Source organism: Micromonospora sp. NPDC047644, assembly GCF_040704315.1.
Taxonomy (GTDB): domain Bacteria; phylum Actinomycetota; class Actinomycetes; order Mycobacteriales; family Micromonosporaceae; genus Micromonospora.
In genome coordinates, this window is the sequence record NZ_JBEYSY010000002.1 from 499673 (window position 1) to 524934 (window position 25262).

General features: G+C 70.1%; 33 protein-coding genes. 15 read left to right on the plus strand and 18 right to left on the minus strand.

The genetic code is table 11. The features are described from left to right. Positions 1-16 precede the first annotated feature (16 nt). Together AB0877_RS05475 and AB0877_RS05480 are read left to right on the plus strand one after the other, a co-directional pair. Positions 17-1348 carry an NAD(P)-binding domain-containing protein gene (locus AB0877_RS05475; RefSeq protein WP_366606896.1) on the plus strand — a complete coding sequence of 444 codons (1332 nt, stop codon included), beginning with the start codon at positions 17-19 and terminating at the stop codon, positions 1346-1348. Further along, entirely contained in the window at positions 1345-2166 is an 822-nt protein-coding gene (locus tag AB0877_RS05480) for an SDR family NAD(P)-dependent oxidoreductase (RefSeq protein ID WP_366606898.1), read from the plus strand. Before AB0877_RS05475 ends, AB0877_RS05480 begins: the two co-directional genes overlap by 4 nt. 9 nt (positions 2167-2175) lie before the next feature. Here AB0877_RS05480 and AB0877_RS05485 read toward each other — a convergent pair whose 3' ends face one another. Beyond that, complete coding sequence (locus AB0877_RS05485; RefSeq protein ID WP_366606900.1) at positions 2176-2826, minus strand: LysE family translocator; 651 nt, start codon at positions 2824-2826, stop codon at positions 2176-2178. Between the two features lie 229 nt (positions 2827-3055). Between AB0877_RS05485 and AB0877_RS05490 the strand changes: the two genes are divergently transcribed. Further along, entirely contained in the window at positions 3056-3544 is a 489-nt protein-coding gene (locus AB0877_RS05490) for a DUF1992 domain-containing protein (RefSeq protein WP_366606902.1), read from the plus strand. A gap of 32 nt (positions 3545-3576) precedes the next feature. Next, on the plus strand, positions 3577-4173 hold the full coding sequence (locus tag AB0877_RS05495) for a GNAT family N-acetyltransferase (RefSeq protein WP_366606904.1): 597 nt from the start codon (positions 3577-3579) through the stop codon (positions 4171-4173). Positions 4174-4233: 60 nt separating this feature from the next. Here AB0877_RS05495 and AB0877_RS05500 read toward each other — a convergent pair whose 3' ends face one another. Further along, on the minus strand, positions 4234-4800 hold the full coding sequence (locus AB0877_RS05500) for a maleylpyruvate isomerase N-terminal domain-containing protein (RefSeq protein WP_366607113.1): 567 nt from the start codon (positions 4798-4800) through the stop codon (positions 4234-4236). Between the two features lie 169 nt (positions 4801-4969). Here AB0877_RS05500 and AB0877_RS05505 point away from each other — a divergent pair, with 169 nt between their 5' ends. After that, a complete protein-coding gene (locus AB0877_RS05505) occupies positions 4970-5140 on the plus strand; it encodes a helix-turn-helix domain-containing protein (RefSeq protein WP_366607114.1) in 171 nt (56 codons plus the stop codon). A gap of 12 nt (positions 5141-5152) precedes the next feature. Here the strand turns inward: AB0877_RS05505 and AB0877_RS05510 are convergent, their stop codons facing one another. After that, positions 5153-5629, minus strand: coding sequence for a hypothetical protein (locus tag AB0877_RS05510; protein WP_366606906.1), 477 nt, complete (start codon positions 5627-5629; stop codon positions 5153-5155). 149 nt (positions 5630-5778) lie between these two features. Between AB0877_RS05510 and AB0877_RS05515 the strand changes: the two genes are divergently transcribed. The 5 genes from AB0877_RS05515 to rox all read left to right on the plus strand — a co-directional run bounded on the left by AB0877_RS05515 (position 5779) and on the right by rox (position 10206). Then, on the plus strand, positions 5779-6720 hold the full coding sequence (locus AB0877_RS05515) for an ABC transporter ATP-binding protein (RefSeq protein WP_366607116.1): 942 nt from the start codon (positions 5779-5781) through the stop codon (positions 6718-6720). Between the two features lie 15 nt (positions 6721-6735). Next, positions 6736-7494 carry an ABC transporter permease gene (locus AB0877_RS05520; RefSeq protein ID WP_366606907.1) on the plus strand — a complete coding sequence of 253 codons (759 nt, stop codon included), beginning with the start codon at positions 6736-6738 and terminating at the stop codon, positions 7492-7494. A 31-nt stretch (positions 7495-7525) separates the two neighbouring features. Next, positions 7526-8308, plus strand: a complete 783-nt coding sequence (locus AB0877_RS05525) for an ABC transporter permease (RefSeq protein ID WP_366606909.1) — start codon at positions 7526-7528, stop codon at positions 8306-8308. A 57-nt stretch (positions 8309-8365) separates the two neighbouring features. Continuing rightward, positions 8366-8539, plus strand: coding sequence for a hypothetical protein (locus AB0877_RS05530; protein WP_366606911.1), 174 nt, complete (start codon positions 8366-8368; stop codon positions 8537-8539). Between the two features lie 197 nt (positions 8540-8736). Continuing rightward, on the plus strand, positions 8737-10206 hold the full coding sequence (gene rox, locus AB0877_RS05535) for a rifampin monooxygenase (RefSeq protein WP_366606913.1): 1470 nt from the start codon (positions 8737-8739) through the stop codon (positions 10204-10206). 101 nt (positions 10207-10307) lie between these two features. Here rox and AB0877_RS05540 read toward each other — a convergent pair whose 3' ends face one another. Together AB0877_RS05540 and AB0877_RS05545 are read right to left on the minus strand one after the other, a co-directional pair. Continuing rightward, a complete protein-coding gene (locus tag AB0877_RS05540) occupies positions 10308-10835 on the minus strand; it encodes a pyridoxamine 5'-phosphate oxidase family protein (protein ID WP_366606915.1) in 528 nt (175 codons plus the stop codon). Further along, a complete protein-coding gene (locus AB0877_RS05545; RefSeq protein ID WP_366606916.1) occupies positions 10832-11500 on the minus strand; it encodes a DUF899 domain-containing protein in 669 nt (222 codons plus the stop codon). Before AB0877_RS05545 ends, AB0877_RS05540 begins: the two co-directional genes overlap by 4 nt. A gap of 129 nt (positions 11501-11629) precedes the next feature. On the opposite strand from AB0877_RS05545, the gene AB0877_RS05550 reads away from it, so the two are divergent. Then, entirely contained in the window at positions 11630-12091 is a 462-nt protein-coding gene (locus AB0877_RS05550; protein ID WP_366606918.1) for a helix-turn-helix domain-containing protein, read from the plus strand. Positions 12092-12216: 125 nt separating this feature from the next. Here AB0877_RS05550 and AB0877_RS05555 read toward each other — a convergent pair whose 3' ends face one another. Next, positions 12217-12897 (minus strand): hypothetical protein, encoded by a 681-nt coding sequence (locus AB0877_RS05555; protein WP_366606920.1) that lies wholly within the window; start codon positions 12895-12897, stop codon positions 12217-12219. Positions 12898-13052: 155 nt separating this feature from the next. Here AB0877_RS05555 and AB0877_RS05560 point away from each other — a divergent pair, with 155 nt between their 5' ends. Continuing rightward, entirely contained in the window at positions 13053-14954 is a 1902-nt protein-coding gene (locus AB0877_RS05560) for a prolyl oligopeptidase family serine peptidase (protein ID WP_366606921.1), read from the plus strand. Positions 14955-15003: 49 nt separating this feature from the next. Here AB0877_RS05560 and AB0877_RS05565 read toward each other — a convergent pair whose 3' ends face one another. From AB0877_RS05565 to AB0877_RS05575, 3 genes are all read right to left on the minus strand, one after another. Further along, entirely contained in the window at positions 15004-15753 is a 750-nt protein-coding gene (locus AB0877_RS05565) for a VOC family protein (RefSeq protein WP_366606923.1), read from the minus strand. Between the two features lie 120 nt (positions 15754-15873). Then, the gene (locus AB0877_RS05570; RefSeq protein WP_366606925.1) at positions 15874-16650 is read right to left on the minus strand and encodes an aminoglycoside phosphotransferase family protein; all 777 of its coding nucleotides are present in this window, start codon (positions 16648-16650) and stop codon (positions 15874-15876) included. Between the two features lie 335 nt (positions 16651-16985). Continuing rightward, on the minus strand, positions 16986-17447 hold the full coding sequence (locus AB0877_RS05575; protein WP_366606927.1) for an HNH endonuclease: 462 nt from the start codon (positions 17445-17447) through the stop codon (positions 16986-16988). Between the two features lie 165 nt (positions 17448-17612). Between AB0877_RS05575 and AB0877_RS05580 the strand changes: the two genes are divergently transcribed. The 3 genes from AB0877_RS05580 (at position 17613) to AB0877_RS05590 (ending at position 19341) form a co-directional block, all read left to right on the plus strand. Further along, positions 17613-18272, plus strand: coding sequence for an HAD-IB family phosphatase (locus tag AB0877_RS05580; protein WP_366606929.1), 660 nt, complete (start codon positions 17613-17615; stop codon positions 18270-18272). Positions 18273-18341: 69 nt separating this feature from the next. Continuing rightward, complete coding sequence (locus tag AB0877_RS05585) at positions 18342-18536, plus strand: hypothetical protein (protein WP_366606930.1); 195 nt, start codon at positions 18342-18344, stop codon at positions 18534-18536. A gap of 118 nt (positions 18537-18654) precedes the next feature. Next, positions 18655-19341 carry a Type 1 glutamine amidotransferase-like domain-containing protein gene (locus AB0877_RS05590; protein WP_366606931.1) on the plus strand — a complete coding sequence of 229 codons (687 nt, stop codon included), beginning with the start codon at positions 18655-18657 and terminating at the stop codon, positions 19339-19341. Positions 19342-19437: 96 nt separating this feature from the next. Here the strand turns inward: AB0877_RS05590 and AB0877_RS05595 are convergent, their stop codons facing one another. The 9 genes from AB0877_RS05595 to AB0877_RS05635 form a co-directional block, all read right to left on the minus strand. Beyond that, positions 19438-19962: a hypothetical protein gene (locus tag AB0877_RS05595; protein WP_366606933.1), complete on the minus strand. Its 525-nt coding sequence runs from the start codon at positions 19960-19962 to the stop codon at positions 19438-19440. Further along, positions 19959-20117, minus strand: coding sequence for a hypothetical protein (locus tag AB0877_RS05600; protein WP_366606935.1), 159 nt, complete (start codon positions 20115-20117; stop codon positions 19959-19961). Before AB0877_RS05600 ends, AB0877_RS05595 begins: the two co-directional genes overlap by 4 nt. Before the next feature lie 312 nt (positions 20118-20429). After that, positions 20430-20990 (minus strand): dihydrofolate reductase family protein, encoded by a 561-nt coding sequence (locus AB0877_RS05605; protein WP_366606937.1) that lies wholly within the window; start codon positions 20988-20990, stop codon positions 20430-20432. A gap of 4 nt (positions 20991-20994) precedes the next feature. Further along, positions 20995-21477 carry an SRPBCC domain-containing protein gene (locus AB0877_RS05610; RefSeq protein WP_366606939.1) on the minus strand — a complete coding sequence of 161 codons (483 nt, stop codon included), beginning with the start codon at positions 21475-21477 and terminating at the stop codon, positions 20995-20997. Beyond that, complete coding sequence (locus AB0877_RS05615) at positions 21477-21878, minus strand: metalloregulator ArsR/SmtB family transcription factor (protein ID WP_366606940.1); 402 nt, start codon at positions 21876-21878, stop codon at positions 21477-21479. The genes AB0877_RS05610 and AB0877_RS05615 overlap by 1 nt, the downstream gene beginning before the upstream one ends. A 54-nt stretch (positions 21879-21932) precedes the next feature. Further along, positions 21933-23555: a serine hydrolase domain-containing protein gene (locus AB0877_RS05620; protein WP_366606942.1), complete on the minus strand. Its 1623-nt coding sequence runs from the start codon at positions 23553-23555 to the stop codon at positions 21933-21935. Between the two features lie 28 nt (positions 23556-23583). Then, the gene (locus AB0877_RS05625) at positions 23584-23859 is read right to left on the minus strand and encodes a hypothetical protein (protein ID WP_366606944.1); all 276 of its coding nucleotides are present in this window, start codon (positions 23857-23859) and stop codon (positions 23584-23586) included. A gap of 3 nt (positions 23860-23862) precedes the next feature. Continuing rightward, complete coding sequence (locus AB0877_RS05630) at positions 23863-24201, minus strand: winged helix-turn-helix domain-containing protein (protein WP_124857925.1); 339 nt, start codon at positions 24199-24201, stop codon at positions 23863-23865. Between the two features lie 105 nt (positions 24202-24306). After that, positions 24307-25239: a LysR family transcriptional regulator gene (locus AB0877_RS05635; protein WP_366606946.1), complete on the minus strand. Its 933-nt coding sequence runs from the start codon at positions 25237-25239 to the stop codon at positions 24307-24309. Positions 25240-25262: the final 23 nt, after the last annotated feature.

Sequence of the window (25262 nt, forward strand, 5' to 3'; positions counted from 1 at the left end):
ATTAATGGGGGCGGCAATGGGCGTACCACCTCGGGTGGCGGTGATCGGGGCCGGCGCCGCCGGGCTCGCCGCGGTCAAGGCACTGCGCGACGTCGACGTGGCAACGGTGGGCTTCGAGGCCGCCGACCAGGTCGGTGGCCTCTGGGTGTACGGGGCGCCCGACTCGCCCGCGTACCGCACGCTGCACCTCAACACCAGCCGTGGTCGCACCCAGTTCGCCGACCACCCGATGCCGACCGACTGGCCGGACTACCCCGACCACCGTCGGGTCGCCGGTTACCTCGCCGACTACGCCGCGCGCTTCGGCCTGGCCGACACCATCCGGCTGCGGCACACCGTGCGGCGGGTCACCCAGCACTCCGACGGCACCTGGACGGTGGCCGCCAGCGGCCCGACCGGCCCGGTCGAGGTCACCGTCGACGCCGTGGTCGTCGCCAACGGGCACAACCGGGTGCCGCGACTGCCCGACCCCGGCTACCCCGGCACCTGCACCGCCGAGCAGATCCACAGCCACGACTACCGGGGCCCGGAGCAGTTGGCCGGGCGGCGGGTCCTGGTCGTCGGCGGTGGCAACTCCGCGATGGACATCGCCGTCGACGCGTCGTACGCCGCCACCCGCACCCTGCTGTCGTTGCGCCGGGGCGTCTGGGTGGTACCGAAGTACCTGCTGGGACGACCCTCGGACACCCTCAACGGGGCGTTGGCCCGCCGACTGCCGTGGCGTCTGCGCCAACGCATCACCGAGACGATGCTGAGCGCCACCGTCGGCAACCCCGACCGCTACGGGCTGCCCGCGCCGACGCACGGCTTCCTGCAGGACCACCCGACGCTCTCCGACGGGTTGCTCTCGCGGCTGACCCACGGTGACGTCGAGGCCCGACCCGGTGTCGCCGCCCTCGACGGCGACCGGGTGGAGTTCACCGACGGCCGCAGCGACACCGTCGACCTGATCATCTGGTGCACCGGCTACCGGGTGGACGTCCCGTTCCTCGACCCGGCGTTGCTCGCCGGTGGCGCCGACACCCTGCCGTTGTACCGGCACGTGTTCCACCCCGACGCCCCCGGGCTGAGCTTCGTCGGGTTGATGCAGTCCACCGGCTCCGCGTTCCCCCTGGTCGAGGCGCAGGCCAAGCTGATCGCGGCGCACCTCGCCGGCCGGTACGCGCTGCCGGACCCGGCCCGACAGCGCGCCGCGTGCCGGGCCGAACTGCGGGCCGCGACCGCCCGCTGGGGCCAGCGCCGCCCGGCGATGCGGGTGGACTTCGACGTCTACCTGGCCGAGCTGGCCCGGGAGTTGACCGTCGGGTCCCGCCGCGCCCGCTCCACCGCGAGCGGAGCCGGGCGGTGACGAGATCCCTGAGGAGTCGGCGGGTGCTGGTCACCGGGGCGAGCGGGACCTTCGGCCGCCACCTCGGCGCCGCGTTGAGCGCTGCCGGCGCCCGGGTGGTGGGGCTCGACCTGCACGCCCGTCCCGACCACGACGTGCCGGTGCTGGCCTGCGACCTCACCGACGCCGACGCCGTACCCGCCGGGGTGCGGGCCGCCGTCGACCGGCTCGGCGGGCTCGACCTGCTGATCAACAACGCCGGGGTCGGTGGTCCCGCGCCGGCCGAGTTGCCGCCGGACGAGGTGGTCCACCGGCAGCTGGAGGTCAACCTGCTGGCCGCCTGGCGTACCACCGCCGCGGCGCTGCCCCCACTGCTCGCCGCACGCGGACGGGTGATCTTCGTGGCCAGCCGGATGGCGGTGCTGCCGCTGCCGCTCGCCGCCGCGTACGGGGTGAGCAAACGGGCCCTGGTCGCCTACGCCGACGCGCTACGCCACGAGGTGGGCACCCACGTCGGGGTCAGCGTCATCTACCCGAGCATGGTCGCCTCACCGATCCACGACAGCACCGCCGCGGCCGGGCTGTCCCTGCGAGGGGTGTCGCGCCCCGAGCCCGTCGAAGGGGTCGTCGCGGCGATCCTGCGGACCGCCACCGCCCGGCGGGCGCCCCGGGACGTGGCGACCACCGCACGCGGTCGGCTGGAGATGGCCGTCGGCCGGCACGCGCCCGCGCTGGCCGACCGGCTGGTACGCCGTACCCTCGCCGCCCGGCTCGCCGCCGGTGACCTGGACGCCGCGCCGCTCGCCGCCGGGATGCTCGGCCGCCACCGGGAGCGCTGACCGCCCGGGTCAGGGCGTGGCGACGGCCGCGCGCGAGCGGTCGGCGGCGATGCGCACGGCCAGCGCCGCGAGGGCCGTGCCGGTGACCCACCGCTGCACCCGCAACCACACCGGCCGGCGGGCGAAGAACCCCGCGAGAGCGCCGGCGCTGAGCACGATCAGCGCGTTCACGCTCAGCGCCACGATGATCTGGGTCAGGCCGAGCAGCAGGCTCTGCGTGGCCACGTGCCCCCGCGTCGGGTCGATGAACTGCGGTAGCAGCGACACGTAGAGGATCGCGATCTTCGGGTTCAGCAGGTTGGTGACCAGGCCCATGGTGAACAGCCGCCGGGGCGGGTCCGGTGGCAGCGGCGCGGGCCGGAACGGTGACTGCCCACCCGGACGCAGCGTCCGCCAGGCCAGCCACAGCAGATAGCCGGCGCCGGCCAGCTTCACCACCGCGTACAGCGTCGGCACCAGGACGAAGACGGTGGCCAGGCCGGCGACCGCCGCCGCCAGGTAGACGCCGAAGCCGGCGGCGACCCCGAGCAGGGAGATGAGCCCGGCACGGCGGCCCTGCGCCACCGAGCGGGACACCAGATAGACCATGTTCGGGCCGGGCGTGAGCACCAGCCCCAACGCCACCAGCGCGATGCCCAGCAGCCCACCCGTACTCACCATGACAATTCCCCCGTCCGATGGATCCCTCACCGACCGTAATCGGGTTGAACGTCCCTACCCAGGGCCACCTGGCCGGCGGTGGCCTGCGATCCGAGGTGATCCACTCGCGTTCGGGGCGGCGGCGGCGCCGTTGGCGGGAATGCCCACCGTCGCGGGCGTGCTGACCACTGGCGAGGACGTGCCGCCGGCCGCAGGCGGCGCGTTACGGTGGCCAGGGAGGTGCCGCACGGTGACCGAGGCGTGGAAAGCGTCAGTGGAGGCGAAGATCCAGGACGCCGTTCAGCGCGGCGAGTTCGACGGCCTGCCCGGCATGGGCAAGCCGATCCCCGGTCGGGGCACGCCGTACGACGAGGCGTGGTGGATCAAGAGCTTCATGGAGCGCGAGGCGCTCCCCAGTGACCTGCTCCTGCCCACGTCGCTGCAACTGCGCCGACGCATCGAGCAGGTCCCCGACGAGGTCCGTGACCTGCCCACCGAACAGTCGGTCCGCGACTTCGTGGGGCAGCTCAACGCGCAGATCGTGGCGTGGTTGCGCTTCCCCGACGACGGCCCCCGGGTCGCGGTGCGCCCGGTGAACACCGAGGACGTGATCCGCCGCTGGCGCGCCGAACGTGCCCGCCCCAGGGTCAACACGACCGTCACCGAAACGGCGGACGTGCCGCCGCCCGCACGCCGACCCCGCCGGAGCTGGTGGTGGCGCTGGCGTCGTCGGGGCTGACCGCCGGGCCACCGCCACGGCAGACTGTGCCGATGCTGATCGAATCGCGGTCACCCGGCACGCCTTCGACGCCGGGTGTCGCCCTGCGTCAGTGGTGCGCCGACGACCTGGATGAGCTGGTGCGGGCGTACCGGGATCCGGTCCTGCGCCGCTGGACCACAGCTCCGGTGACCAGCGCCGCGGAGGCTCGACGGTGGCTGGAAGGCGCGCTGCGCGACTGGGCCGACGGGCGGCGGTACACCTTCGCCGTCCTCGAAGAGCAGGCCGATGGTGCCCGGCTGGTGGGCAACGTGGTGCTCAAGGGGGTCACGGCGCAGCGCCCGGCCCCGGAGGTCGGCTACTGGACGGCGTCGTGGGCGCGCGGCCGCGGCGTCGCCCCGCGCGCGGTCACCGCGCTGAGCCGCTGGGCGTTCGACCGGTTCCCCGACGTGGCGCGTCTCGACCTGCTGCACCAGGTGGACAACGTGGCGTCCTGCCGGGTGGCGCAGAAGTGCGGCTTCGTGTTCCAGGAGGTGTTGCCGGCCCGGCCGCCCTTCCCGCTCGACGGCCACCGGCACTCGTTGCACGCCGGCCAGCACTGTCGACACCTGTCCGCGCCGACCGTCGGCACCTGTCGCGAACGGACCTGACCGTGACGCTCCAACCGGGTGGTCGCCTTCCGGGCGACCACCCCGCACCGCCGGTGCGGGTCAGTCGACAGCGGCCTGCCAGCTCCAGGAGGTGCGCCGGGCCCGGCCGGACAGCTCCCCGCGACCGGTCATCCAGAGCAGCACCTCGGGTGCCGCCCCGGGCGGGGCGTCCGGGAAGAGTCGTCGCAGCACCAACGCGCTCAGCCGCTGCGACGGCTGCCACGGCACGCCGAGACCGAGGGTGATGTCGTGGGTGTGCAGCACGGTCTCGGCCACGCCCATCGCGGCGAAACCGGCCGGATCGCACAGGCCCCAGTGCCAGGCCCGCGTGTCCGGCGAGGCGGCGTCGACGGCGGCGGCGAGCAGACCGGCGCAGGCCCGCACCACCGTGAGCACCTGCGTCGGGCTCGCGTCGGGGGAAACCCGCAGGTCGTACGGCAGATAGCCGTCATCGGGGCGGCCGGTGACCTGGCCCGCGTACGCGAGAAGGTCGTGCGCGACGTGTGCCGTTGTCGTCCAGCAGCTCCAGCTCAGCGAACCGGCCGGCACCGACCAGTCGCGGTCGTGGTGGGGCAGCAGCACCCTGGTCATCTCGTCGGCTGCTTCCCGCAGGTCGGCGCCGGTCACCGCCGACACTCGCCGACCCGCCGGGTAGCCGCGGGCGTGGGAATTCCGTCGTGGATGAGGAGCGTCGAGGCATGCAAGAATTCATCTTCGCAGATGCGGGGAGGCGAGCGGAGTGCTGCCCAACCATGTGGTGGACACCACGGTGTTGCCTCCGGCGGACCGGTAGCGCCTGGAGCGGCGCCGGCGTGATCTGGGCAACCCGCTGCTCCGGCAGCCCATCCAGGCCATCGCCGCCCGCTGGGGATTCCCGGACAAGGCCCACGTCAGCCGCCTCTTCCGTGCCCACGACGGGCGTTCGCCGCGGGAGTACCGTACCGGCGTCGCTCGCCAGGACCGGTGATCCGGCCGACCGTTACCGGCGGCGGTCGGTCGGGTCGTCGGCGACGAAGTCCCGGACCGCGGCGCGGATGCTCTCGCCGTACGGGTCGTCCGGCAGCCGCACCAGGTGTTCGCGGGCTCGGGCGAGGTGCTCCCGGGCCGGGCCGACGTTGCCCAGGCGTCGGTGGCAGTCGGCCAGGTTGAGGTACAGCGACGGCAGGAACGCCTGGACCTGGAGCGAGGGCAGATACCGCTGAGTGCGTTCGTCGGTCAGGTCGCAGACGGCGGCCAGGGCACGCTCGTCCCACGCCAGCTCCGCCTCGGTGCTGTCCTGCAGATCGGCGAGGTAGTGCGCCAGGGTGCAGCGGTGCAGGGCGTCACCGGTGGGGCCGAGCTCGTCCCACAACGCGGTGAGCAGCTCCCGGGCTCGGGCAGGTGCGCCGCTCTGGCCGAGCTGCACGGCCTCCACGATGCGGGTCATGGTCGGGTCGACGGTCGTCTGGTCGGTCATGTCGCCGATGGTCGGGCCTTGACCAGGTCGAGGGTCAAATCCCGGTTACGTTAGAAAATTACAAGGATCTGCTCAGATCTTGCACTCCACTGTCGACTCTCTCTAGGCTGCCGGGGGTGAGCGAACATTCGCTGGTCGAGGCGAGAGATCTGACGAAGGTCTATCCGGCACGTGGGTCCACAGCGGAGTTCCGCGCTGTCGACGGCATCGACTTCGCGCTCGAACGGGGTGAGTCGTTCGGCCTCCTCGGCCCCAACGGCGCGGGCAAGTCCACCACCATGCGGATGATCGCCGCCACGTCGCCGATCAGCGGCGGCAGCCTGCGCGTGCTGGGCATGGACCCGATGAGGCAGGGCCCGGAGATCCGGGCCAGGCTGGGTGTCGTCACGCAGGACGACTACCTGGACAACGAACTCACCGTGCGGGAGAACCTGCACATCTACGGGCGATACTTCGGCCTGCCGCGGGCCGTCATCCGCGACCGCGCGACCCGGCTGCTCGACTTCGCCCAGCTTCAGGAGAAAGCCGGCGACCAGGTCGAGACGCTCTCCGGCGGCATGCGGCGGCGGCTCACCATCGCCCGCTCCCTGATCAACGAACCGGACATCCTGCTGCTCGACGAGCCGACCACCGGCCTCGACCCGCAGGCCCGACACGTCCTGTGGGATCGGCTCTTCCAGCTCAAACAGCAGGGCGTCACGCTCATCCTCACCACGCACTACATGGACGAGGCCGAGCAGCTCTGCGACCGCATCATCGTGGTCGATCACGGCCGCATCGTCGCGCAGGGCTCACCCCGGGAACTGATCACCCGGTACGCCACCCGGGAGGTTCTCGAACTCCGCTTCCGCCTCGACGAACGCGACACCGCGGCGCAGAAACTGCGGACGTCGGCGCTGGCCACCGGCGGCAACGACACCGACGGCCGCGTCGAGCCGCTCCCCGACCGGGTGCTCGTCTACACGGCAGACGGCGAGGCGGCCCTCGCCACCGTGCACGCCATGTCGCTCACGCCGCTCACCGCCCTGGTCCGCCGGGCGACGTTGGAGGACGTGTTCCTCAAGCTCACCGGCCGATCGCTCATCGAGTAGCAGGAGAAACCACTGGTGTTTCGTGTGTTCGGGTACTGGTTGACCCGCTACCGGCGTACCTGGCGGGGCTCGATCGTGATCAACGTGTTGAACCCGTTGCTGTTCCTCATCGGCATCGGCGCCGGGCTGGGCGCCCTGGTCGACGACAACGCGCCCGCCCAGATCGCCGGCGTCTCGTACGCGGCGTTCTTCGCCCCGGGCATGCTGGCCGCCGCCGCGATGCAGAACGCGTTCCTGGAAGGGGCCCCCGGCGTCGCCCGGGCTGCCGGCTTCGGGGCCTACCGCAGCGCCACACCGACGCCACTGCGGCCCGAGCAGCTCGCCGCCGGTCACCTGCTCTTCATCACCTTCCGGGTGCTCATCGCCAGTGCCGCCTTCATCGCGGTGATGGCCGCGTTCGGACTGATCGGCGGATGGTGGGCCCTCGGCGCCCTGCTCGGCGCGACGCTGACCGGGGTCGCGTTCGCGGCGCCCGCCGCCGCGTGGGCGGTCGGCGTCCGCAAGATTCGCCACATCGACACGGTGTTCCGCTTCGTCATCATGCCGCTCTACATGTTCTCCGGCACGTTCTTCGCCGTCTCGCAGCTACCCGAGTGGATCCGACCGGTGTCCTACCTGCTGCCGCTGTGGCACGGGGTGGAGCTGTGTCGCACCCTCAGCCTCGGCACGGCCACGGTCGCCGGCAGCTCCGTGCACATCGGCTACCTGCTGGCACTCGCCGTCGGTGGCTTCCTGGTCGCGAGGGTCACCTACCGCCGGCGGTTGCATCCGTGACGGCCCACGCCCGAAGCCTCCTGGAGGCACCATGACCACCGTCGCCGTACCCACCTGGACGAGACGCCGGGCCCTGGCGCTCATCGAACGCAACTTCATGATCTACCGGCGGTCGGTCACGCCACTGCTCAACGCGCTCGTCGAACCGATCCTGTACCTGTTGTCCATCGGCGTCGGCGTCGGGATGCTCGTCGGCACGGTCCCCGGCGTCGACGTCCCGTACGCCGCCTACGTGGCCCCGGCGATCCTGGCGACCACGGCGATGAACACGGCGTTCAACCAGACGAGCTTCGGTGTGTTCATCCGGATGAGGGTGGAGAAGACCTACGAGGCGATCCTGCCGACGCCCCTCTCCGTCACCGACATCGCCGTCGGCGAGGTGACGAGCGCGATGGTCAACGGACTGCTGACGTCGATCGGATTCCTCGCCCTCATGGCCGTCGGTGGGCTGGTCACGTCGGCCTGGGTGCTGCTGGCCCTGCCGGCGTCGTTGCTGATCTCGTACGCGTTCGCGGCCGGCGGGCTGGCCGTCACCACGTACCTGCGCGACTTCCCCGACTTCCAGTACATCCAGCTGTTCATGCTGCCGATGTACCTGTTCGCCACGACGTTCTACCCCCTGTCGGTCTACCCGGAGGTGGTCCGGCCGGTGATCCAGGCGCTACCGCTCTACCACAGCATCGAGCTGGTCCGGGAACCCGCGTTGGGCCACGTCGGCTGGGAGTTGCTGATCCCGGTGGCGTACCTCGCCGCGTTCGGCTCGATCGCGATGTACGTCGCCACCCGTCGCATGACCCGGGCGATGCTGCGCTGACCGGCTCGAGGAAGCCTCATCACCGGGCCACGATGGCCTCGATCACGGAGCGGACGGATGTCGGGCGGTTCCAGCATCCCGGCGACAACCCCACCGACACCCGACACCACCGCGAACGCCGTCGCGGTGACCTTCGCGACGGCGCTGCCCGACGTCCCGGCGCTCACCGACGCCGAACGCGCCCTGATGGCCGAGTGGCTCCACCGATCGCTGACCCACCCGACCCCGTGACCAGCAGGCGGTTAAAGCACTCGACGGGATCGGGCCGGGGGAGATAGCTTGCGGGTGACCGCGACACCGCCTGAGGAGGTGAGACCCATGAACGTTGTAGCGATGTGGGTGCTCCCCCTTGCCGTCACGGTCGGGCGATCGACGTAGGTGTCGCCGGGAGCGCCCTGCCAACACGGCACTCCCGAAAGGCAACATCTGTGTACCCTTCGCAACTCTGCGCCGAGTCACCATCGACCGACCGCACCTACGACGTGATCATCGCCGGCTGCGGGCCGACCGGCGCGATGCTGGCCGCCGAACTACGACTGCACGACGTACGGGTCCTCGTGCTGGAGAAGGAGACCGAGCCGCCGTCGGCTGTCCGCATCGTCGGCCTGCACATCCGCAGTCTGGAGCTGATGGCGATGCGTGGGCTGCTGGAACGCATCCTCCCGCACGGGCGGCGGCGTCCCGCCAGCGCCTTCTTCGCCGCCATCCCCAAGCCCGCGCCGGAGGGCCTGGATTCCCGGTACGCCTACCTCCTGGGTATCCCGCAGCCGGTCATCGAACGTCTGCTCGAAGAACACGCCATCGCGCTGGGCGCGCAGGTCCGACGCGGGTGCGCGGTCGCCGGTCTCGCGCAGGACGACGAGGGTGTGACAGTCGAACTGGCCGACGGGGAACAGTTGCGTTCGCGCTATCTCGTCGGCTGCGACGGCGGGCGCAGCACGGTGCGCAAACTGCTCGGCGTCGGCTTTCCCGGCGAGCCCGCCCGGACCGAGAGCCTGATGGGCGAGATGGAAGTGGGCGTGCCGCAGGAGGAGATCGCCGTCAGGGTGGCCGAGATCCACGAGACCCCACAGCGATTCTGGCTTCGGCCAGCGGGCGTCGGGGTCTACAGCGTCCTGGTGCCCGCCGCCGGGGTCAGCGACCGCGCCGAACCGCCCACCCTCGACGATGTCAAGCACCAGTTGCGCGCCGTCGCCGGGACCGACTTCGGCGTGCACTCACCGCGCTGGTTGTCCCGCTTCGGCGACGCCACCCGCCTGGCCGACAGGTATCGGGTCGGGCGGGTGCTGCTGGCCGGCGACGCCGCGCACATCCATCCGCCCATCGGCGGGCAGGGCCTCAACGTGGGCGTCCAGGACGCAGTCAACCTCGGCTGGAAACTGGCCGCGCGGATCCGCGGCTGGGCACCGGAGGCGCTGCTGGACACCTACCAGGCTGAACGCCGCCCCGTCGCCGAGGCGGTGTTGGACAACACCCGGGCCCAGACGGAGTTGCTGTCCACCGAACCGGGCGCACAGGCGGTGCGGAGGCTGCTCATCGAGTTGATGGACTTCGACGAGGTGAACCTTCGTCTGCTGGAGAAGATCACCGCCATCGGCATCCGTTACGACTTCGGCGCCGGCCCCGACCTGCTCGGTCGCCGTCTGCCCGACATCGCCGTGAAGCAGGGCCACCTCTACGGGCTGCCGCACCACGGCCGGGGCCTGCTGCTGGACCGTACCGACCGCCTGGCCGTCGACGGCTGGTCAGACCGGGTCGATCACCTGGCGGATCCGAGTGCGGCACTGGACGTCGCCGCTGTTCTGCTGCGCCCCGACGGGCACGTCGCCTGGATCGGAGACGACCAGCAGGACCTGGACGAGCACCTCTCCCGCTGGTTCGGCGAGCCCGCCCACTGATCCCTGGCCGGCGGCATCGACGCCGACGGCGGCGGGCCGGACCAACCAGCGGCGACCGGGCACGGGGCGACTCTCTGCTGGGTCGCCCCGCGCCCGGTCACTCAGGTGCGGTTGAACCGCCAACGAGTCGCGGTCAGCCCGTCCGGGCCGTAGCCGAAAGCCCGGACGGGGGAGACCTCGTAGAAGGCGTACTGGGGCGATCCCGGCAGACTGTCGTCATGGACTCGGCCATCCCTGATGGCGAACGTCCAGTCGTACTTCGCGGCGAAGGCGGCGGCCACCCGGCGCAGTACGGCGTCGCCCGACACCTGGTGGGCCTCACCGCTGACCACCAGGTCGAGGTCGTCGCTGCTCACCGTGATGACAGCGCGCCGGTTGTGGGCCAGGTTGCGGCTCTTGCGGGAACTCGGGCGGCTCGCGATGCACGGTGCCCCGTCCACCAGCACCGACATCACCGGTGCGGCATGTGGACGGCCACCCGGTCCCACCGTCGCCAGCCAACACGTGGGTGCCGACTCCAGACAGGCCAATGCCTGGCTCCAGGGCTTGACTGTCGCCACGTCGGTGTTGAAAGGTGTCGCGTCTTCCTGCTGGAAGAGGAGTTCGGCGACCGGTGTGTCGACTGTCATGACGGATCCTCTGTCGTGTCGTACTCGTCGTGCAGCCGCCACCACTGGTACGGCTGGGTCTGCGGCCAGCCTTCCGGCGAGTCCTCCCAGGTCTCCTGCCGGCCGTACGGCGTCAGATCGAGAAAGGACCAGTTACTGCCGAGTCGTTCCACGCCGCGGGAGGTGGTGGTGTAGGTGCGGAAGATCCGGTCGTCGGCGCGGAGGAAGACGTTCAGCGCGAACCCGTCACCGGTTCCCATGTCGGCGTTGAAGTTGTTGTTCAGCGACGAGTACCAGGGCAGGGCCCAACCCATTCGCCGCCGCAGCGCCAGCAGGTCGTCCAGCGGGCCATGGGACGTCAACGCCAGAGTGGTGTCGCGGGCGTTGAGGTGGGCCGGATGTCCGACGTTGTCGGTGAACAGCGAGCAGCCGGAGCAGACAGCGTCGACGCCGTGCCACATGAAGGTGTAGACGATGAGCTGACGGCGGCCTTCGAACAGGTCGGTCAGACTGGCAGGCCCGGACGGGCCCTCGAACACGTAGTCCTGCTCGACCGGCGTCATCGGCAGCCGGCGGCGCGCCGCGGCCACTGCGTCGAGCTGGCGGGTGAGTGCCTTTTCGCGGACGCGCAAGGTGTTCACTGCGTCCTGCCAGTCCCTGGTCGGCACGATCGGCGGATGGTTCATGCGGGCCTCTTTTCGGCTTCCATGCAGGCGTGGAGGGGGCGCAGACCAGTCAGTTCCTTGAAGAGATGGACTGATGTGACGCTAACAGAGTCAGTTCCTTGAAGGAACCATCTTGCGTATCGTGGTGTCATGCAGCGAACGCAGTTCGGCGCCATGGCGTGCTCGATCGCCCGCACCCTCGACGTCATCGGTGAGCCGTGGTCTCCGCTGATCCTGCGGGACGTCTACGCCGGCACACACCGCTTCGAGCAACTCCAGCGGGGGCTCGGCATCTCCCGCAAGGTGCTCACCGAGCGGCTGAACTGGCTGGTCGAGCAGGGCGTCCTGGCCCAGCGTGAATACTCGGCCCGGCCGGTCCGACACGAGTACCTGCTCACCGACAAGGGCCGGGAGCTGTGTGATCTGCTGCTCGTCATGGTGCGCTGGGGTGACCGGTGGACGGCGGGCGACGCCGGCCCGCCGGTGCTCTACCGCCACCACGCCTGCGGCAAGATCAGTCACGTCGAACTACGGTGCTCGGAGTGCGAACAGCCCATGCGGGCTACGGACATCGATCTGCTGCCCGGGCCTGGGGCACACCCACCATCGTGACCCTCGGCGCGGTCAACGCCCTCCGTCCGGTCCCGTCGACGGCGGCCGATCGACCGCGGCGAGTTCGGTGAGAACCGGATGTAATAAACCGGCCAGCGTCGGGTCCGTACGGGTGAGTTCCGCGGTCAGGGCGTCACGGCGGCCGAGAGCGCACGGCGTAACTCGGCCTCGTCAGTGGAACGGACCAGTGTCGTTTCGAGCGGTCCGGTGATGTCGGCGGGCAGGAGGTGGGCGCCTTTGGCGTAGCTGGTGGGGTGGCCCAGACGCTGACAGGCGAGTGCGATTGTCTGGGTCCGCATGGCGCTGATCCAGTGCTCCGCCTGCCAGAATCTGCCTCGTTCGATGCTGATCCGGGCGTGCAGGGCGTGGTGCCAGGCCAGGCCGGCCGTGCCGTCGTGGCCGCTCGACGCCGGGGCCCGGGGTGGTGTGGAACGCCCGAACAGGAGTCGCCAGCTCGGGCCTCGCGGCCCGAACTCGCCTTCGGGGCTGAAGGAGAGGTCGACTTCCAGGCAGTGAGGCAGCAGGAACACCCGGTAGATCGCGGACCCGGCCGTCAGGTCCCAGTGGTGGACCGCCGCGAAGTCCTGATACATCTGGTGCGTCCATCGGCCCATGACGGCGTCGAGCGAATCATTGACCCCGAAGGCCAGATCGATGTCCGACCAGCGATCCTCATCGTTCGTGGCGTGCGAGCCGGTGATCGCGGCGGCGACGACATCGGGGTCCTGTTCCGCCAGATGCAGCAGCCGCCGCTGGATCCGGTCACGTTCCTCTACTGAGAACATCAGGCCACGCTGCTCCGACACCTGCTCGCCCCGGCAGCGGACGCCCGGCCAGGACGGCGGCGACCCGCTCCCACTCGCGCCATGGCTAGCTGGTCACGAGCATCCATGGGGACATCATGCCTCGCCCGCACCGGATCGGTCCCATGGTGTTTCGGGGATGCTGGCAGACTGCTCGTGTGCCAGTTCTGACCGCCGAACTCGTGGTCGATGGTCGTGACCCGCGGGCCCCGGCGCTCGCCCCGAACGGGCGCCTGCTCTGCTACGTCCTCGCACCGAGCAGTCGCACCGGCGACCACCTCGACACCGAACTCTGGCTCGTCGACACCGATCCCGCCGGCGCGTCGCGCCGGGCGACCGACGACACGGCAACCGAGTCCCGGCCGCGCTGGTCGGCCGACTCGGAGACGCTGTTCTTCCTCTCCGACCGCGCCGAGCGTGGCATGTCGCAACTGCACGGGCTGACCCTCGCCGACGGCACGGTGACCTCGTTGACGAGGTGGCGCGCGGGTGTCCTCGACCACCTGCCGCTCACCGACCCCAACCTGGTCGCTCTGCTCGCCGAGGACGAACCCACCGAGCAGGACAATCGCCGAGCCCGCGACCGCGACGATGCCATCGTCGTCGGCGAGCGCGAACCACGTGCCCGGTTGCGCCTGCTCGATCTGCGCACCGGCCAGGTCACCACGCCGCAGGCGTTCGGTGACCGACACGTCGTGGACCTGCGGCAACGTCCCGACGGCGGTCCACTGGCCGTCCTGTCGTGGGCCAGCGCCGACAGCGACCACGGCCCGCGAAACGGCCACCTGCACCTGTTCGACCCCACGACCGGGACCGCGGAGAACCTCGGACCGGTCGAGGTCGACGCACGGTCTCTGGCCTGGTGGCCGGGTGAGGACGGTTGGCACCTCGGTTACCTCGCGCTCACCCCACCGCTGTTGCAGGCCGGCACCGCCGTGTTCGACCTGGCCATGGAGACCCGCGTCCTGCGCAACCGCACCGCTGGCCTCACGATGTGCCCGACCGAACTGTGCCAGACCGACGCCGCTCCGCTGGTGGTGTTCGCCGACGGCCTGAACACGACACTGGCCAGGCTCGACCCCACCGGCCTCACGACCCTGTCGCACCACCCCGGACGCCTCGACGATCTCACCGCCACCCCTGCCGGCGACGAGATCGCGGTCCTCGCCTCCACCCGCTATCAGCCCGCGAATGTTCACACCGGTGCGCCGTCCGGGCCGCTGCGCAGAATCACCAACGCCCGACCGGAACTGGACGGCATCGCACTCGGCACCCAACAACCGCTGGCTTATCGCGCCACCGACGGCCTTGCTTTGGACGGCCTGCTCGTACTGCCGGTTGGCAAAACCGCGTCGGAGGGCCCGCTCCCGCTGGTAACGATCGTGCACGGCGGCCCGTACGACCGCTACGCCGATCGTTGCCAGTTGTTCTGGTTCCCCAGCGCGCAGTGGCTGGCCGCAGCCGGCTACGCGGTGTTTCTGCCCAACCCGCGCGGCGGCCAGGGCCATGGTCACCCGTTCGCGGCCAGCGTCGCCGGCCAGGTCGGCCAGCAGGAGTGGACCGACATCCTGACCGGCGTCGACCTGCTCATCGCCGAAGGCATCGCCGACCCTGACCGGCTGGGCATCGCCGGCTGGAGCCACGGCGGCTTCATGTCCGCCTGGGCCGTCGGCCAGACCGACCGCTTCCGCGCCGCGCTGGTCGGCGCCGGAGTCGTCGACTGGGGCATGCTCGCCGCGACCGGGGAGAACGGCCAGTTCGAAGCCGTGCTCGGTGGCAGCACCGGCTGGTCCGGCATCGGCCCCCACCCGCACGACGCGGTCAGCCCGATCTCCTTCGCCAGCCGCATCCGCACGCCGGTGCTCATCCTGCACGGGGCCGAGGACACCAACGTCCCCCTCGGACAGGCCGTGTACCTGCAGCGGGCGCTGCGCCACTTCGACGTCGAGCACGAGTTCGTGATCTACCCGAGAGAGGGCCACTCGATCCGGGAACGCCACCACCAACTCGACGTCCTGCGACGGACCCGCGCCTGGTTCGATCACTGGCTCCGCGTCTGACCGGAGGCACATGGACGAGATTCTGTTCACCTGACCGGCCTTGGGGCAATCACACGACGCGGCGCGTGTCGGCTGGATGCGACACCTGGGACAGCGCTGCCGCAAGGTCGGTAGCGGCCTCATACGCAGCCGCAGCCCGTGTGGTTTCGTCCGCGGTCAACGCGACACGGTCGACACCGGCCAGCATCTCGATCGCCGTGGCCGGATCGTCCAGGACCATCGCGATCTCAGCGCGGTACACGAGCACCTCCACCAACGCGACCGGGTCGTCAGCTGTATCGGGATGGCCCAGCGCACTGTCAAGAATCCGAGCCGCCTGCCGGGCGTCCCCTCGGGAGTCGGCCTGCACGACGGCGTTCGCCATCGCCTTGCCCAACCGCCCAGTCGGCGTCGGCGCGGGGGCGACCGAGGCGTTCTGGAAGACGCGGATCCAGTTGCCGCCTGGATCGACGATGCTGAAGCCGCTCAGCCCGTCGGCGTTCTTCCGCGCGCGGGGCCGGGTCATCCGGGGCGTCCCGGCGACCAACACCTTGCCGTACGCGGCGCGCATTCCGGCCGCGAAAGCCCGGTACAGCTGCCCCGTGTCCGAGGTCAGCACGAGACACGAACCGTAGGACTGCGCCGGATCGAACCCCGCGATCTCGAAGAACTGCAGCTGTAGATCTTCGCGTTGCAATCCCACGCACGGGTTGGGTTTGCGCTGCTGGTAGGTGGTGTGGAAACCGAGCACCTCGTAGAAGGCGACGATGTCGTCGATGGACGCGCAGGGCAGCAGGGGAACGGTTACCTCGTTGGTCACCCGTACTTCGTAGCCGTCGGGAGCAGGCACACGCACATGGAAATGACCGATCGGCGGCCGCGGACGACTGAACGGCCGATACAGCGCAAGCTGTAACGCGTCGCCGGATGGCCGATTCTTTTAACCCTGCAGCTGGTCGGCGTACGCGGTGATCCACAGCGCGTCGCGTCGGTAGAGCCCGACGTGACGGCGAATGTCCTCCTGGCCCTGATCAGCCCGCTCCTCGGTGAAGGCGGCGAGGTCGTGCAGTCGGTCGACGGCGACCTGGAGGACATGAGCAGGGTCTTGCGCCGAGCCGTAGGCGTCGCAGAGCATGCGCAGACGACGCGCCCGCTCGGCCAGGTCACTGTCGATCGCGTCGCCGTTGTCGGGGTGGGCCAGCGGCACCAGCCGGTAGGCGAGGTAGGCCAGATCCCACGACCGGGGACCGGGCGAGGCCGTGTCCCAGTCGATGATTCCGGTGAGCCGCCGGTCGGTGAAGACCATGTTGTAGGGCGCGAAGTCGTTGTGACAGATGACCTCAGCGGGCTGTCGCGCCGGAAACCGCCACACGCCGCCGACGGTGTCGAAGCCGGCACTGGCCTGGTGAAGTCGTGCGAGGTGGAGACCTGCATCGGCGAGGATGCCGTCGCTCCAGATCCAGTCCGGCAACGGGTACTGCGGCACGATGCCCGGCAGGAAGGAGACGCTGTCGCGTCCGTGCTCATCTGTTCCGAGCGGTTGCGGAACCCAGGTGACGCCGCGCTCCCGAAGGTGTCGTAGTAGGCGCTGAATTGTCGGGCTCCATGCCCCATGACCGCGCCGAACAGTGGCACCCACCCGGGTCGCACCCCCCATGTTGCCGCCGGGCAGCGCTTCCTCCTGCTCGTCGGCCGCGTTCGGGCTGTGGTCATCCATGGCGACATCCTCGGCGCCGGAGGGCCGGGACGCCACCACGTTCCCGAGCCGGACTGAAGCGAGGGCTATGGCCGCACGGGGGCAATTACAGGATTATCGTTAATAAAAATCCAGTAATTACCTGGGACAAAAGGTACGTAACTCGTATGCACCATAATGACAGTTCTTGTGCGTAAGGACTTAGGTTGGTGTACGCGTCTGGGTTGTTCGCTGCACGCGTCTTGGCCGGAAACTCAGCTGGCCGCTCGGGGCGGCACCGATGACGGCCCCGACTGGAGGTACTCCAGGGCGCGGCTTGAGTGGCGCTACCGGCATCGGAAAGCGTTGGAGGGCGACTACGAGCGGCCGTACGCGGCGCGGGCCTGGGCCACCTCGACTGCCTCGCGTTCACGCCACCGCCGCTGTGCCTCCCGGTTGCACGTCCGGCAGACCCGACGGTACCGGCCGGTCGCCGGGTCGAGCTCACGATCGTGGCCGTTGCGGCACTGCGCCGCCTGATTCCGGCGGCGGCCGGCCTCGGCACGACTGAGCTGTCGCAGATGAGTCGGCTCGATACAGTCGGCGGCGCCGCAGGTCTGGTCGACGTCGAGGGCGGGGTCGTACCCGCCGAGAAAGACGACATACGCGGCGATGTGCGCCCACGCCCGGCCCGCGACCTTCTGGTGCACCCCACGTCGCTGCCCGTAGCCTTCGACGACCAGGCAGCCGCTCTCCGTACGGTGTGAGCGCTCCAGCAGGTAGGCGCGCAGCGACTCCTCGGTGTGGTAACGGGACAGACCCTTCACGGCCGCGAGCACCGTGTCACCGTACCCACGTCACGCACCATCGTCGACTGACGCTGACACGATGAGTAGGTGTGAAGCCGCTCAAGGAATCTGGTCCCTCACGGCGCGGCTGTGTGGCCGTCGCCAGCATGAGGTGATCGCCCGCGGTCTCACGCCTGACGGGTATCGTCTCGATCCATGTCCCGTGGAGCGGTGTTCTTTGATGTCGATGGAACGCTGACGCCGACCAGTAGCGGCCAGCACCTCGCCGAACTCGTCGGCAATGCCACGGAGATCGCACAAATACAAGCCGGCTACGGAGCCGGCATCTTGAGCAGTGACGAGTCTTGCGTGCTCGAGGCTCGTGGGTGGGCAAACAGGGCACCCATTGAAGCTCAGGCGTTTCTGGAGTCGATGCCGCTGGTGGACGGCATAGCAGAGACGGTTTTGTGGTGCCGGGCCCACTCGCTCGTGCCTGTGCTGGCCACGCTGGCGTGGGACTTCGTCGGCACCTACCTGTGCACCCGCTTCGACTTCGACCGGGCGTGCGGGCCACGCTTGCAGACAGTCGACGGCCGCTACAGCGGCGAGGTCGCCGAGCAGTTCGACGAGTACGCCAAGCGCGACTTCGCCGTCAGGGTGGCCGCCGAGCTGGGTGTCGACCTCCGGCATTGCGCGGCCATCGGCGACGGGCGATCGGATGTGCCGCTGTTCGGCGTGGTCGGCTGTGCCATCGCGTTCAACGCAACCCCCGAAGCCCGTGCCGCCGCCAGCACAACGGTCGATGGCCCTGATCTTCACGCCGTCGTGCCCGCTCTGAGCGCCTGGCTGGAGACCATCGCCTTGCCCGTTGACTGACAAACGCTGGGAGAAGCATCCTCCCGGCAGCTACCGAGGCGCGCTTGCAGTTAGGAATGGAGGAGCGGTGTGAGCGTCGTACGGCGGCAGTTGCTCGGCCATGTCGCTGATCTGGTGCCGACGTTCCCCGCGCCGCGGTGCGTGCGGGTGGCCGTTGACGGGGTCGACGGGGTGGGCAAGTCCACGCTCGCCAGCGAGTTGGCCGCGTTGTTGAGCGACCGAGGACGTTCTGTCGTGGAGGTCGTCCCGGGCGGAGGCAGTTGACGGTTGGACGGCCGCCGGCGGATGATCCAGCGATGTCGCTCCGGTCAGCGAGCCGGGACGCTGGTTCTCATGGGCACCATGATCGCCGTCATCCGGTGGCTTCAGGGGAGCGGATCGCATGAAGTTTCTTCTCACATCGGGGGGCATCAGCAACCCGAGCATCTCCGACGCGCTCGTCGACCTGTTGGGCAAGCCGATCGCCGAGGCAACGGCTCTGTTCGTTCCCACCGGTGTCTACCCCTTTCCCGGCGGCGCCGAGAAGGCGTGGAAGGCGATTCACGGCCAACCCGACATCCCGCTGTGCCAGCTGGGTTGGAAGTCCCTGGGGTTGTTGGAGCTCACCGCGCTGCCAACGATCCGGGAAGAGAACTGGGTCCCGGCGGTCCGGGAGGCCGACGCCCTCCTCGTCTGGGGCGGCGATGTGCTGTACCTGACCTACTGGCTGCGCCAGTCGGGCCTGGCCGACCTCCTGCCGTCGCTGAGTGACACGGTTTATGTGGGGGTCAGCGCCGGGAGCATCGCGGTCACGCCCTACAACTGCGACGCCGAATTCGATCGTCAATTCGTTCCCGACGGCAGCGGCAGGGCGCAGGACGCCGACCGGGCGCTGGGGCTGGTGGATTTCACGCTCTACCCCCACCTCAACCATCCGGACATGGAGGACACCGAGCTGTCCCACATCGAGAAGTGGGCGTCCGGAATCCCAATCCCGACCTACGCCATCGACGACAACACCGCCCTAACGGTGGTCGACGACAGTGTTGAGGTCATCTCCGAAGGAGACTGGAGACTGATCGACCCCTGACCTCTGCACCGGCTCCGGGGGCACCGACGCGAGCACTTTCTGGTCACCGGGTTGCGCCGGGCCTGCTACCGCGACAACCGCCCTGCTCCTGATGCCTCAGAGCGGGTTGCCATAGCCGCCGGGTGCGACGCCGCAGTTTCGGCAGGCCCGTCCCCCGCGGCGGTCCTCGTCGCCGCACGCCAGGCATCGTCCGGCCGGGTCGACCCCTGCGGCGTACGCATCGAGCACCCGCTGCACCACGATGGGAAGCTGCTCGGTGGGATGCTTCTGCGGATCGGGGCAGTAGGCGATGTCGTGGCAACCCCACGAGTCCCACGGATGCGGCGTTGTAGGGACTCGTTGGCCGGCCTGCTTCTGCAGTCGCCGCTGGGCCGCGAAGGCGACCGCCCTTGCCAGCACCAGAGCGCGGGCTGTCTCGAGTTCACCGAGGGCCCGGACCAGCGACGGGGGATCGACCTCAATGTTCCCGGGGATGCGGTGCCGGGTCGCCAGGTGATGCCAGGTGGCGTGGAAGCCGTACGGCGCGAAGTGGTAGAGGCAGTCCCGTAGGTGCGACCGGCGCCGTCGAGGGCTGAGACTTTCGTCGCGTACCCGGCGGGCGGTCGCGGGGAAGCTGGTCATCCAAGGACGATCGCTACGAGCGGTCGTACGTGGCGCTGCCCGTGACCTTCGATGACCAGGCGGCTGATGTCGGTGCGGTGTGAGCGCTCCGGCAGGTAGGCGCGTCGCGACTCCTCGGTGTGGTACCGGGACAGACCCTTCACGGCCGAGAGCACAGTGTCACCGTACCCACGTCGCGCAGCCGCGTCGAACGACGGCGGACACGCCGACGCGCCCGCTTGGCGACCCGGCCGTACTGTCCGCACCGGAGCTGCCGTCAACGTCGCTCGAGGCTGACGTCGACCGTCTGATGGCGGCGGCGGCTGACGAAACGGAGCGTGGGCTGGTGGCGGCGCTGACGGCATTGTTGGCGCGGTGGCGTGACGAGCCCGGCCTGACGCTGCACTGGTACGGAGAGACTGACCGGCTGGGCGGCGCCCGGCGGCGTCACCGACAGACGTCCCTGGTCGGTGACGCCGTCGACCGTGTCAGGTGCGGATGCGGTAGTGCAGGCACGCCACACCGTTGCCGAATCGGTGACTGCTCAGTAGCTCCAGGTCGAGGCGGGTGCCGCTGGGCAGGCCCGGTTTGCCCCCGCCGGTGAGGATGGGGTGGATCAGCAGGTGGCACTCGTCGACCAGCCCGGCCTGGAACGCCTGCGCCGCGAGGTGTGCGCCGCCGATGGTGAGGTCGCTGGTGGCCGAGGCTTTCATGGCGCGTACCGAGGCGGGGTCGAAGCTCCGTTCGAGCCGGGTCCTGGCGGTCGAGGTCGCGTCCAGCGTGGTGGAGTAGACGACCTTGTCCGCTGCCTGCCAGACGTCGGCGAAGTCGGCGGTGAGCGTCGATCGTGCGGCGAGAGCGGGCTCGGTCTCCCACACGGCCATCGACTCGTACAGGCGCCGACCGTAGAGGTAGGTGCCCATCGGCCGAACCAGGTCGGTGATGAACGCGAGGTACTCGTCGTCGGGTGGGGTCCAGTCGAAGCGGCCGTCTTCGTCCTCGATGTAACCGTCGAGGGACACGTTGGTCACGTAGATCAGCTTGGCCATGACGCTACACCTCGACGGCGACGGGTTGGGCGTTGCCGAGTGTCGCGTCCAGCTTGGAGAACGCCTCGTTCCAACCCTGGTTGGCCGGGGCGGACAACCCCTCGGAGAGCCACTGACGGATCTCGAGTCGCGTCCGTCCATCGGCCTCGTCGTGAAACTCGACCCGCATCCTTGTCTCGTGCGGCGCGATGCCCTCCGGGAGTCGCCCGGTGACGTGCGCGATGCCGTCGATCAGCTCGCCGTCGACGACGTCGGTGAGGTCGATGTGGACCTCGACTCGCAGGCCGGGTTGGGTCGGGAAGACCTCGGTCCACCGTTGGTGGCCGCCAGGCCGGACGTCGAAGTCCATCTCGTCGCGGGGCAGTGAGTTGCCGATCGGCCCCCACCATGCCGCCAGGTGGTCCGGGTCGGTGAAAGCTCGGTAGACCAGCTCCCGTGGCGCGTCCACCACGCGCGTGATGACGATTGGCGGCTTGTCGCTGTCCATCACATCTCCTTGTCGTGAGCCTTGCTCGGTGATCCCCGGTCGCGGATCCCCGGGCCGAGGCCCGTTGGGCGGCTGGCGGCCTGCACGGCCGCGAGGTGGGCGTCGAGGCGGGTGAGGGACGTGTCCCAGAACCGCCGGTAGCGCTCGATCCACTCGGCCGCCTCGCGCAGCGGGGCGGCCTCGATGTGGCTCATCCGCAGCTTCCCCGACCGGGTGCGGGAGATGAGCCCGGCGCGTTCGAGCGCCTTCAGGTGCCGCGACACCGCCGGCATCGAGATCGGGAGCGGAGCGGTGAGCTCGGTGACCGTGGCGTCGCGGTCGGCCAGCTCGGCGAGGATCGCCCGTCGAGTCGGGTCGGCGAGCGCCGAGAACACCGCGCTGAGTTGATCGCTGTGAGACACCAGAGCCTCCAGTCACTTAACCAAGACGTTAAACGTAGGCTGAGCCCGCCGCAACTACCAGCGGTGATTGGCAGGGATGGTGTCGACAGGCTGGTCAACGTCAACGTCGACGGCCCGGTCGCGTGCTCGCGCCGGAGGCGAAGTCGGTGGACGGGCGGTGAGCATGGCGCGCGCGCCCAGGCCCAGCCGGGTCAACGCGAGTGCGGCGGCCAGGACGACCACGACACGGATGCCATGACCGACGTCCGGCGCCCACAACTGGAGCTTGGCCAACCCGGCACCCTCCCAGAAGGCCGGCACCTGCCAGGCTGCGCCGACGGCCACCAGCGCGCAGGCACCGATCCAGGCGGTGGTGGCGGCGATCGTCCGGCCACGGGAACGCGCCGGCGGGACGCGGTCGCCCCTGCGCTCGCGCAGGACGCGGGCCCAGGACCAGGCCAACAGGGCGAGCAGCACCGCGGCGAGACCGAGCAGGCCGGCCAGGGCCCAGACCTGCATCGGATCTTCGGTGGCGGGCGCGGGTGCGCCGCCGTGCAGGATGCGGGTGAGGTTGAACGCCCCGGCGCTCAGTGGCGCGTCCATGTGCAGGCCGTAGAGGTTGGTCATGATGATCACGGCGAGGTTCGAGTCGGGTGCCAGCACGATATGGGTGAAGAAGTCGGGGGTCGCGCCGGCGTGCCAGACGACGCGGACGCCGACACCGTCCAGAGTGCTGTTCCTCCAACCGAGCCCGTAGGTGCCGTGAGATGTGGCCACGGTGCCGGTGTGCAGCTGTCGCGTGCCGTGCGGTCCGAGGATCCGGGTGTCGCCGTAGCGGCCACCGCCGAGCTGCGCGATGGCGTAGTGGGACAGGTCGTCGAGGCTGGCGGCGAGGAAACCGTAGGGCACCCCGGCGGTGTCGAACGGCGGGGCGAAGCGCTGCGGCCGGCCGAAGTAGTACCGGTGACCGGGCGGAACGCCGACGGCGCGGGCCTCGTCGGCGGTGGCCGCGGAGTGCGTCATCCGGAGCGGGTCCAACACGTGACGGCGCAGGTAACTGCCGAAGGTGTCGCCGGTGACGTGCTCGACGAGCGCGCCGAGGATCATGTAGTTGGCGTCGCTGTACTGATGCGTCTGTCCGACGGCGGTGGTGGGCCGCACGCCGGCCAGGTCCCGTACGGATCGGGCCAGCGCGCCGGGGCGGTTGTCGTAGCGGTCGGTCAGGTCGGTGCTCCACACCTGCGGCAGGCCGCTGGTGTGGGTCAACAGGTGCCGGACGGTGACCGTCCGGGCGGTGTCCGCGTCGCCCAGACGCAGCCACGGCAGGTACGTGGAGGCGGTGCTGTCGAGGTCGATCCGGCCGGCCTCGACCAGTTGCGCCACCGCCAGCGCGGTGAACGACTTGCTGGTGGACCCGAGCAGGAACGGGGTCTGCGTGGTGATCGGTCGGCCGTCACCGTCGACACCCCACGCGCCTCGCTGCACGACCTCGTCGCCGCGAATGACCGCGTACGCCAGCCCGGGTGCCTTGATCTGCTCGAGGTACGCGCGCAGGTAGCGTTCGCCGGCGGCGAGGTCGTCGACAGCCGCGGGGCTGGCCACGACTGGGGCGGCCAGCCCCGCGGCTGTCACCATCAGGCAGCCCACCACGGCGACGAGCCGTCGGGCCCGCGTCAGCGCGTCATTCCAGGTGCTCATGTGGCGCGTCCTCCCCGTCGGTGGGCCGTCAGCCGATCTGACTGAGCAGCTTCTCGAGCGCGGCCAGGCGCTGCCGAACCTCGCCGAGCTCGTCCCGCACGCCCTTGATCTCGTCGGCTGTGGCCTGGGCGCCGGTGGCGCTGCGCTCGGCCAGCACCCGGTAGCCCTCTTCTCGAGCCGCCGCGTACCGGGCGCGGTAGATGCCCGTCCCGATGAGACCGGCGACCACGATCATCGCGGTCACGATCACCGCCACGGCGATGGTGGAGGTCTGGGCGATGTCCAACGCAACCTGATGGGTCATTGCTCACTTCTCCTGTTCTGCGGCCGGCCCGGAGCCGGTCAGGTTCTGTGCGGCCAGTGCGATCGCGTCCAGGTCGAGGGACACCGTGAACGGCACCGCCTGGACGTACTTCACCGAGCTGCCGTCCGGTGCGGTCACCAGCTCGCCGGTCACCAGGCCGGCCGCTTCCAATTTCTGCAGGTGCATGTAGAGCAGCGGCCGGTTCATCTGTAGCTGCCGGGCCAACTCGCTGACGTAGGTCCGCTGCCGGGCCACGGCGGCCAGGATCCGCAGCCGGTGCGGGCTGGCCAGTGCGGCCAGCAACGACACGAGTTCGTCACCGGTCGGCGAGGTGCCGCTCATCCTGGTTTCCCTTCTCAATGAGGGTGTCAGATTTCTCTGACGCCCCCTGTCAGGTGAGTCTGACAGGGGAGGGTGGGCGGTGTCAACGAAGCGCCGCAGCGCTTGTCACCGAGCCCAGGGCGGTAGCCAGACCTCGACGTCGGGGGACTGCGCCCACCGGGAGGCGAGGTAGTCGCGCAGTGCCCGCAGCGCGGGATGCGGGTTGTCGTCGCGCCAGATGAGCGACAGGGGGTAGACGGGGGCCGGGCCACGCACCGGTACGCGTCGCAGGTCGTAGCTGTCCGGCCACAGGTACCGGGTGCGCTCGCCCGCGAGGGTCGCCAGCTCCGCCGAGTCGGCGATCTCGGCCAGCAGCGCCTCGTTGCCGAAGACCGGCCCGACCAGGTCGATGGTGAGACCGAACGCGGCGGCGAGTTCGTCGTAGTAGTCGGCCCATTCGGTGCCGGGGGCCATGCCGGGCATCCAGATGCGGTGTTCGGCGAGTCGCGCGGGCGTCACGGTACGGGCGTTGGCGAGCGCGTGGCGGGGGCCGACGAGCAGTTCGTGGTGCTCGTCGATCACGCGAGTGGTCCTGATCGCGGCGGGCAGGTGACGCGCGGCGACGGTGACGGCGTGGAAGGTGGCGTCGACAGTCCCCGCCTCGACGGCGGCCATCGCGGCGTGGACGTCGGCGTCGAGGGTGACGACGTCGAGCTCGATGCGGGGATGCGCGCGGTGGAAGTCCTGCAACAGCACCGCTGGTGCGATCCGTCGGCTGTGCACGTCGACGCGCAGTGCCCGTCGGCCCGGGCGTACGGAGGCGTCGGCGCGCGCCTCGGCCCGGAGCAGTTCACGGGCGTGCGGCAGGAAGGTCTGGCCGTCGACGGTGAGGTGGGTGCCGCGCGCGGTGCGGGTGAACAGGCGTACCCCGAGGTCTTTCTCCAGTGCGGCGATGCGCTTGGAGACGGCCTGCTGGGTGATCGACAGCGCGGCGGCGGCGTCCTGGAACTGGCCGGCGTCGACGGCGGCGACGAAGGTGCGGACGGCGTCGAGATTCACCCGGCAAACCCTACGGACACAAC

What these genes read in the sequence shown, in the direction of transcription:
- AB0877_RS05625 (WP_366606944.1), bottom strand. Translation starts at nt 23,859, where the DNA reads ATGACCCATCAGGTTGCGTTGGACATCGCCCAGACCTCCACCATCGCC.
- AB0877_RS05630 (WP_124857925.1), bottom strand. Translation starts at nt 24,201, where the DNA reads ATGAGCGGCACCTCGCCGACCGGTGACGAACTCGTGTCGTTGCTGGCC.
- AB0877_RS05545 (WP_366606916.1), bottom strand. Translation starts at nt 11,500, where the DNA reads ATGAACCATCCGCCGATCGTGCCGACCAGGGACTGGCAGGACGCAGTG.
- AB0877_RS05525 (WP_366606909.1), top strand. Translation starts at nt 7,526, where the DNA reads ATGACCACCGTCGCCGTACCCACCTGGACGAGACGCCGGGCCCTGGCG.
- AB0877_RS05495 (WP_366606904.1), top strand. Translation starts at nt 3,577, where the DNA reads ATGCTGATCGAATCGCGGTCACCCGGCACGCCTTCGACGCCGGGTGTC.
- AB0877_RS05605 (WP_366606937.1), bottom strand. Translation starts at nt 20,990, where the DNA reads ATGGCCAAGCTGATCTACGTGACCAACGTGTCCCTCGACGGTTACATC.
- AB0877_RS05590 (WP_366606931.1), top strand. Translation starts at nt 18,655, where the DNA reads ATGAAGTTTCTTCTCACATCGGGGGGCATCAGCAACCCGAGCATCTCC.
- AB0877_RS05540 (WP_366606915.1), bottom strand. Translation starts at nt 10,835, where the DNA reads ATGACAGTCGACACACCGGTCGCCGAACTCCTCTTCCAGCAGGAAGAC.
- AB0877_RS05485 (WP_366606900.1), bottom strand. Translation starts at nt 2,826, where the DNA reads ATGGTGAGTACGGGTGGGCTGCTGGGCATCGCGCTGGTGGCGTTGGGG.
- AB0877_RS05595 (WP_366606933.1), bottom strand. Translation starts at nt 19,962, where the DNA reads ATGACCAGCTTCCCCGCGACCGCCCGCCGGGTACGCGACGAAAGTCTC.
- AB0877_RS05530 (WP_366606911.1), top strand. Translation starts at nt 8,366, where the DNA reads ATGTCGGGCGGTTCCAGCATCCCGGCGACAACCCCACCGACACCCGAC.
- AB0877_RS05570 (WP_366606925.1), bottom strand. Translation starts at nt 16,650, where the DNA reads ATGGATGACCACAGCCCGAACGCGGCCGACGAGCAGGAGGAAGCGCTG.
- AB0877_RS05620 (WP_366606942.1), bottom strand. Translation starts at nt 23,555, where the DNA reads ATGAGCACCTGGAATGACGCGCTGACGCGGGCCCGACGGCTCGTCGCC.
- AB0877_RS05550 (WP_366606918.1), top strand. Translation starts at nt 11,630, where the DNA reads ATGCAGCGAACGCAGTTCGGCGCCATGGCGTGCTCGATCGCCCGCACC.
- AB0877_RS05475 (WP_366606896.1), top strand. Translation starts at nt 17, where the DNA reads ATGGGCGTACCACCTCGGGTGGCGGTGATCGGGGCCGGCGCCGCCGGG.
- AB0877_RS05510 (WP_366606906.1), bottom strand. Translation starts at nt 5,629, where the DNA reads ATGACCGACCAGACGACCGTCGACCCGACCATGACCCGCATCGTGGAG.
- AB0877_RS05580 (WP_366606929.1), top strand. Translation starts at nt 17,613, where the DNA reads ATGTCCCGTGGAGCGGTGTTCTTTGATGTCGATGGAACGCTGACGCCG.
- AB0877_RS05610 (WP_366606939.1), bottom strand. Translation starts at nt 21,477, where the DNA reads ATGGACAGCGACAAGCCGCCAATCGTCATCACGCGCGTGGTGGACGCG.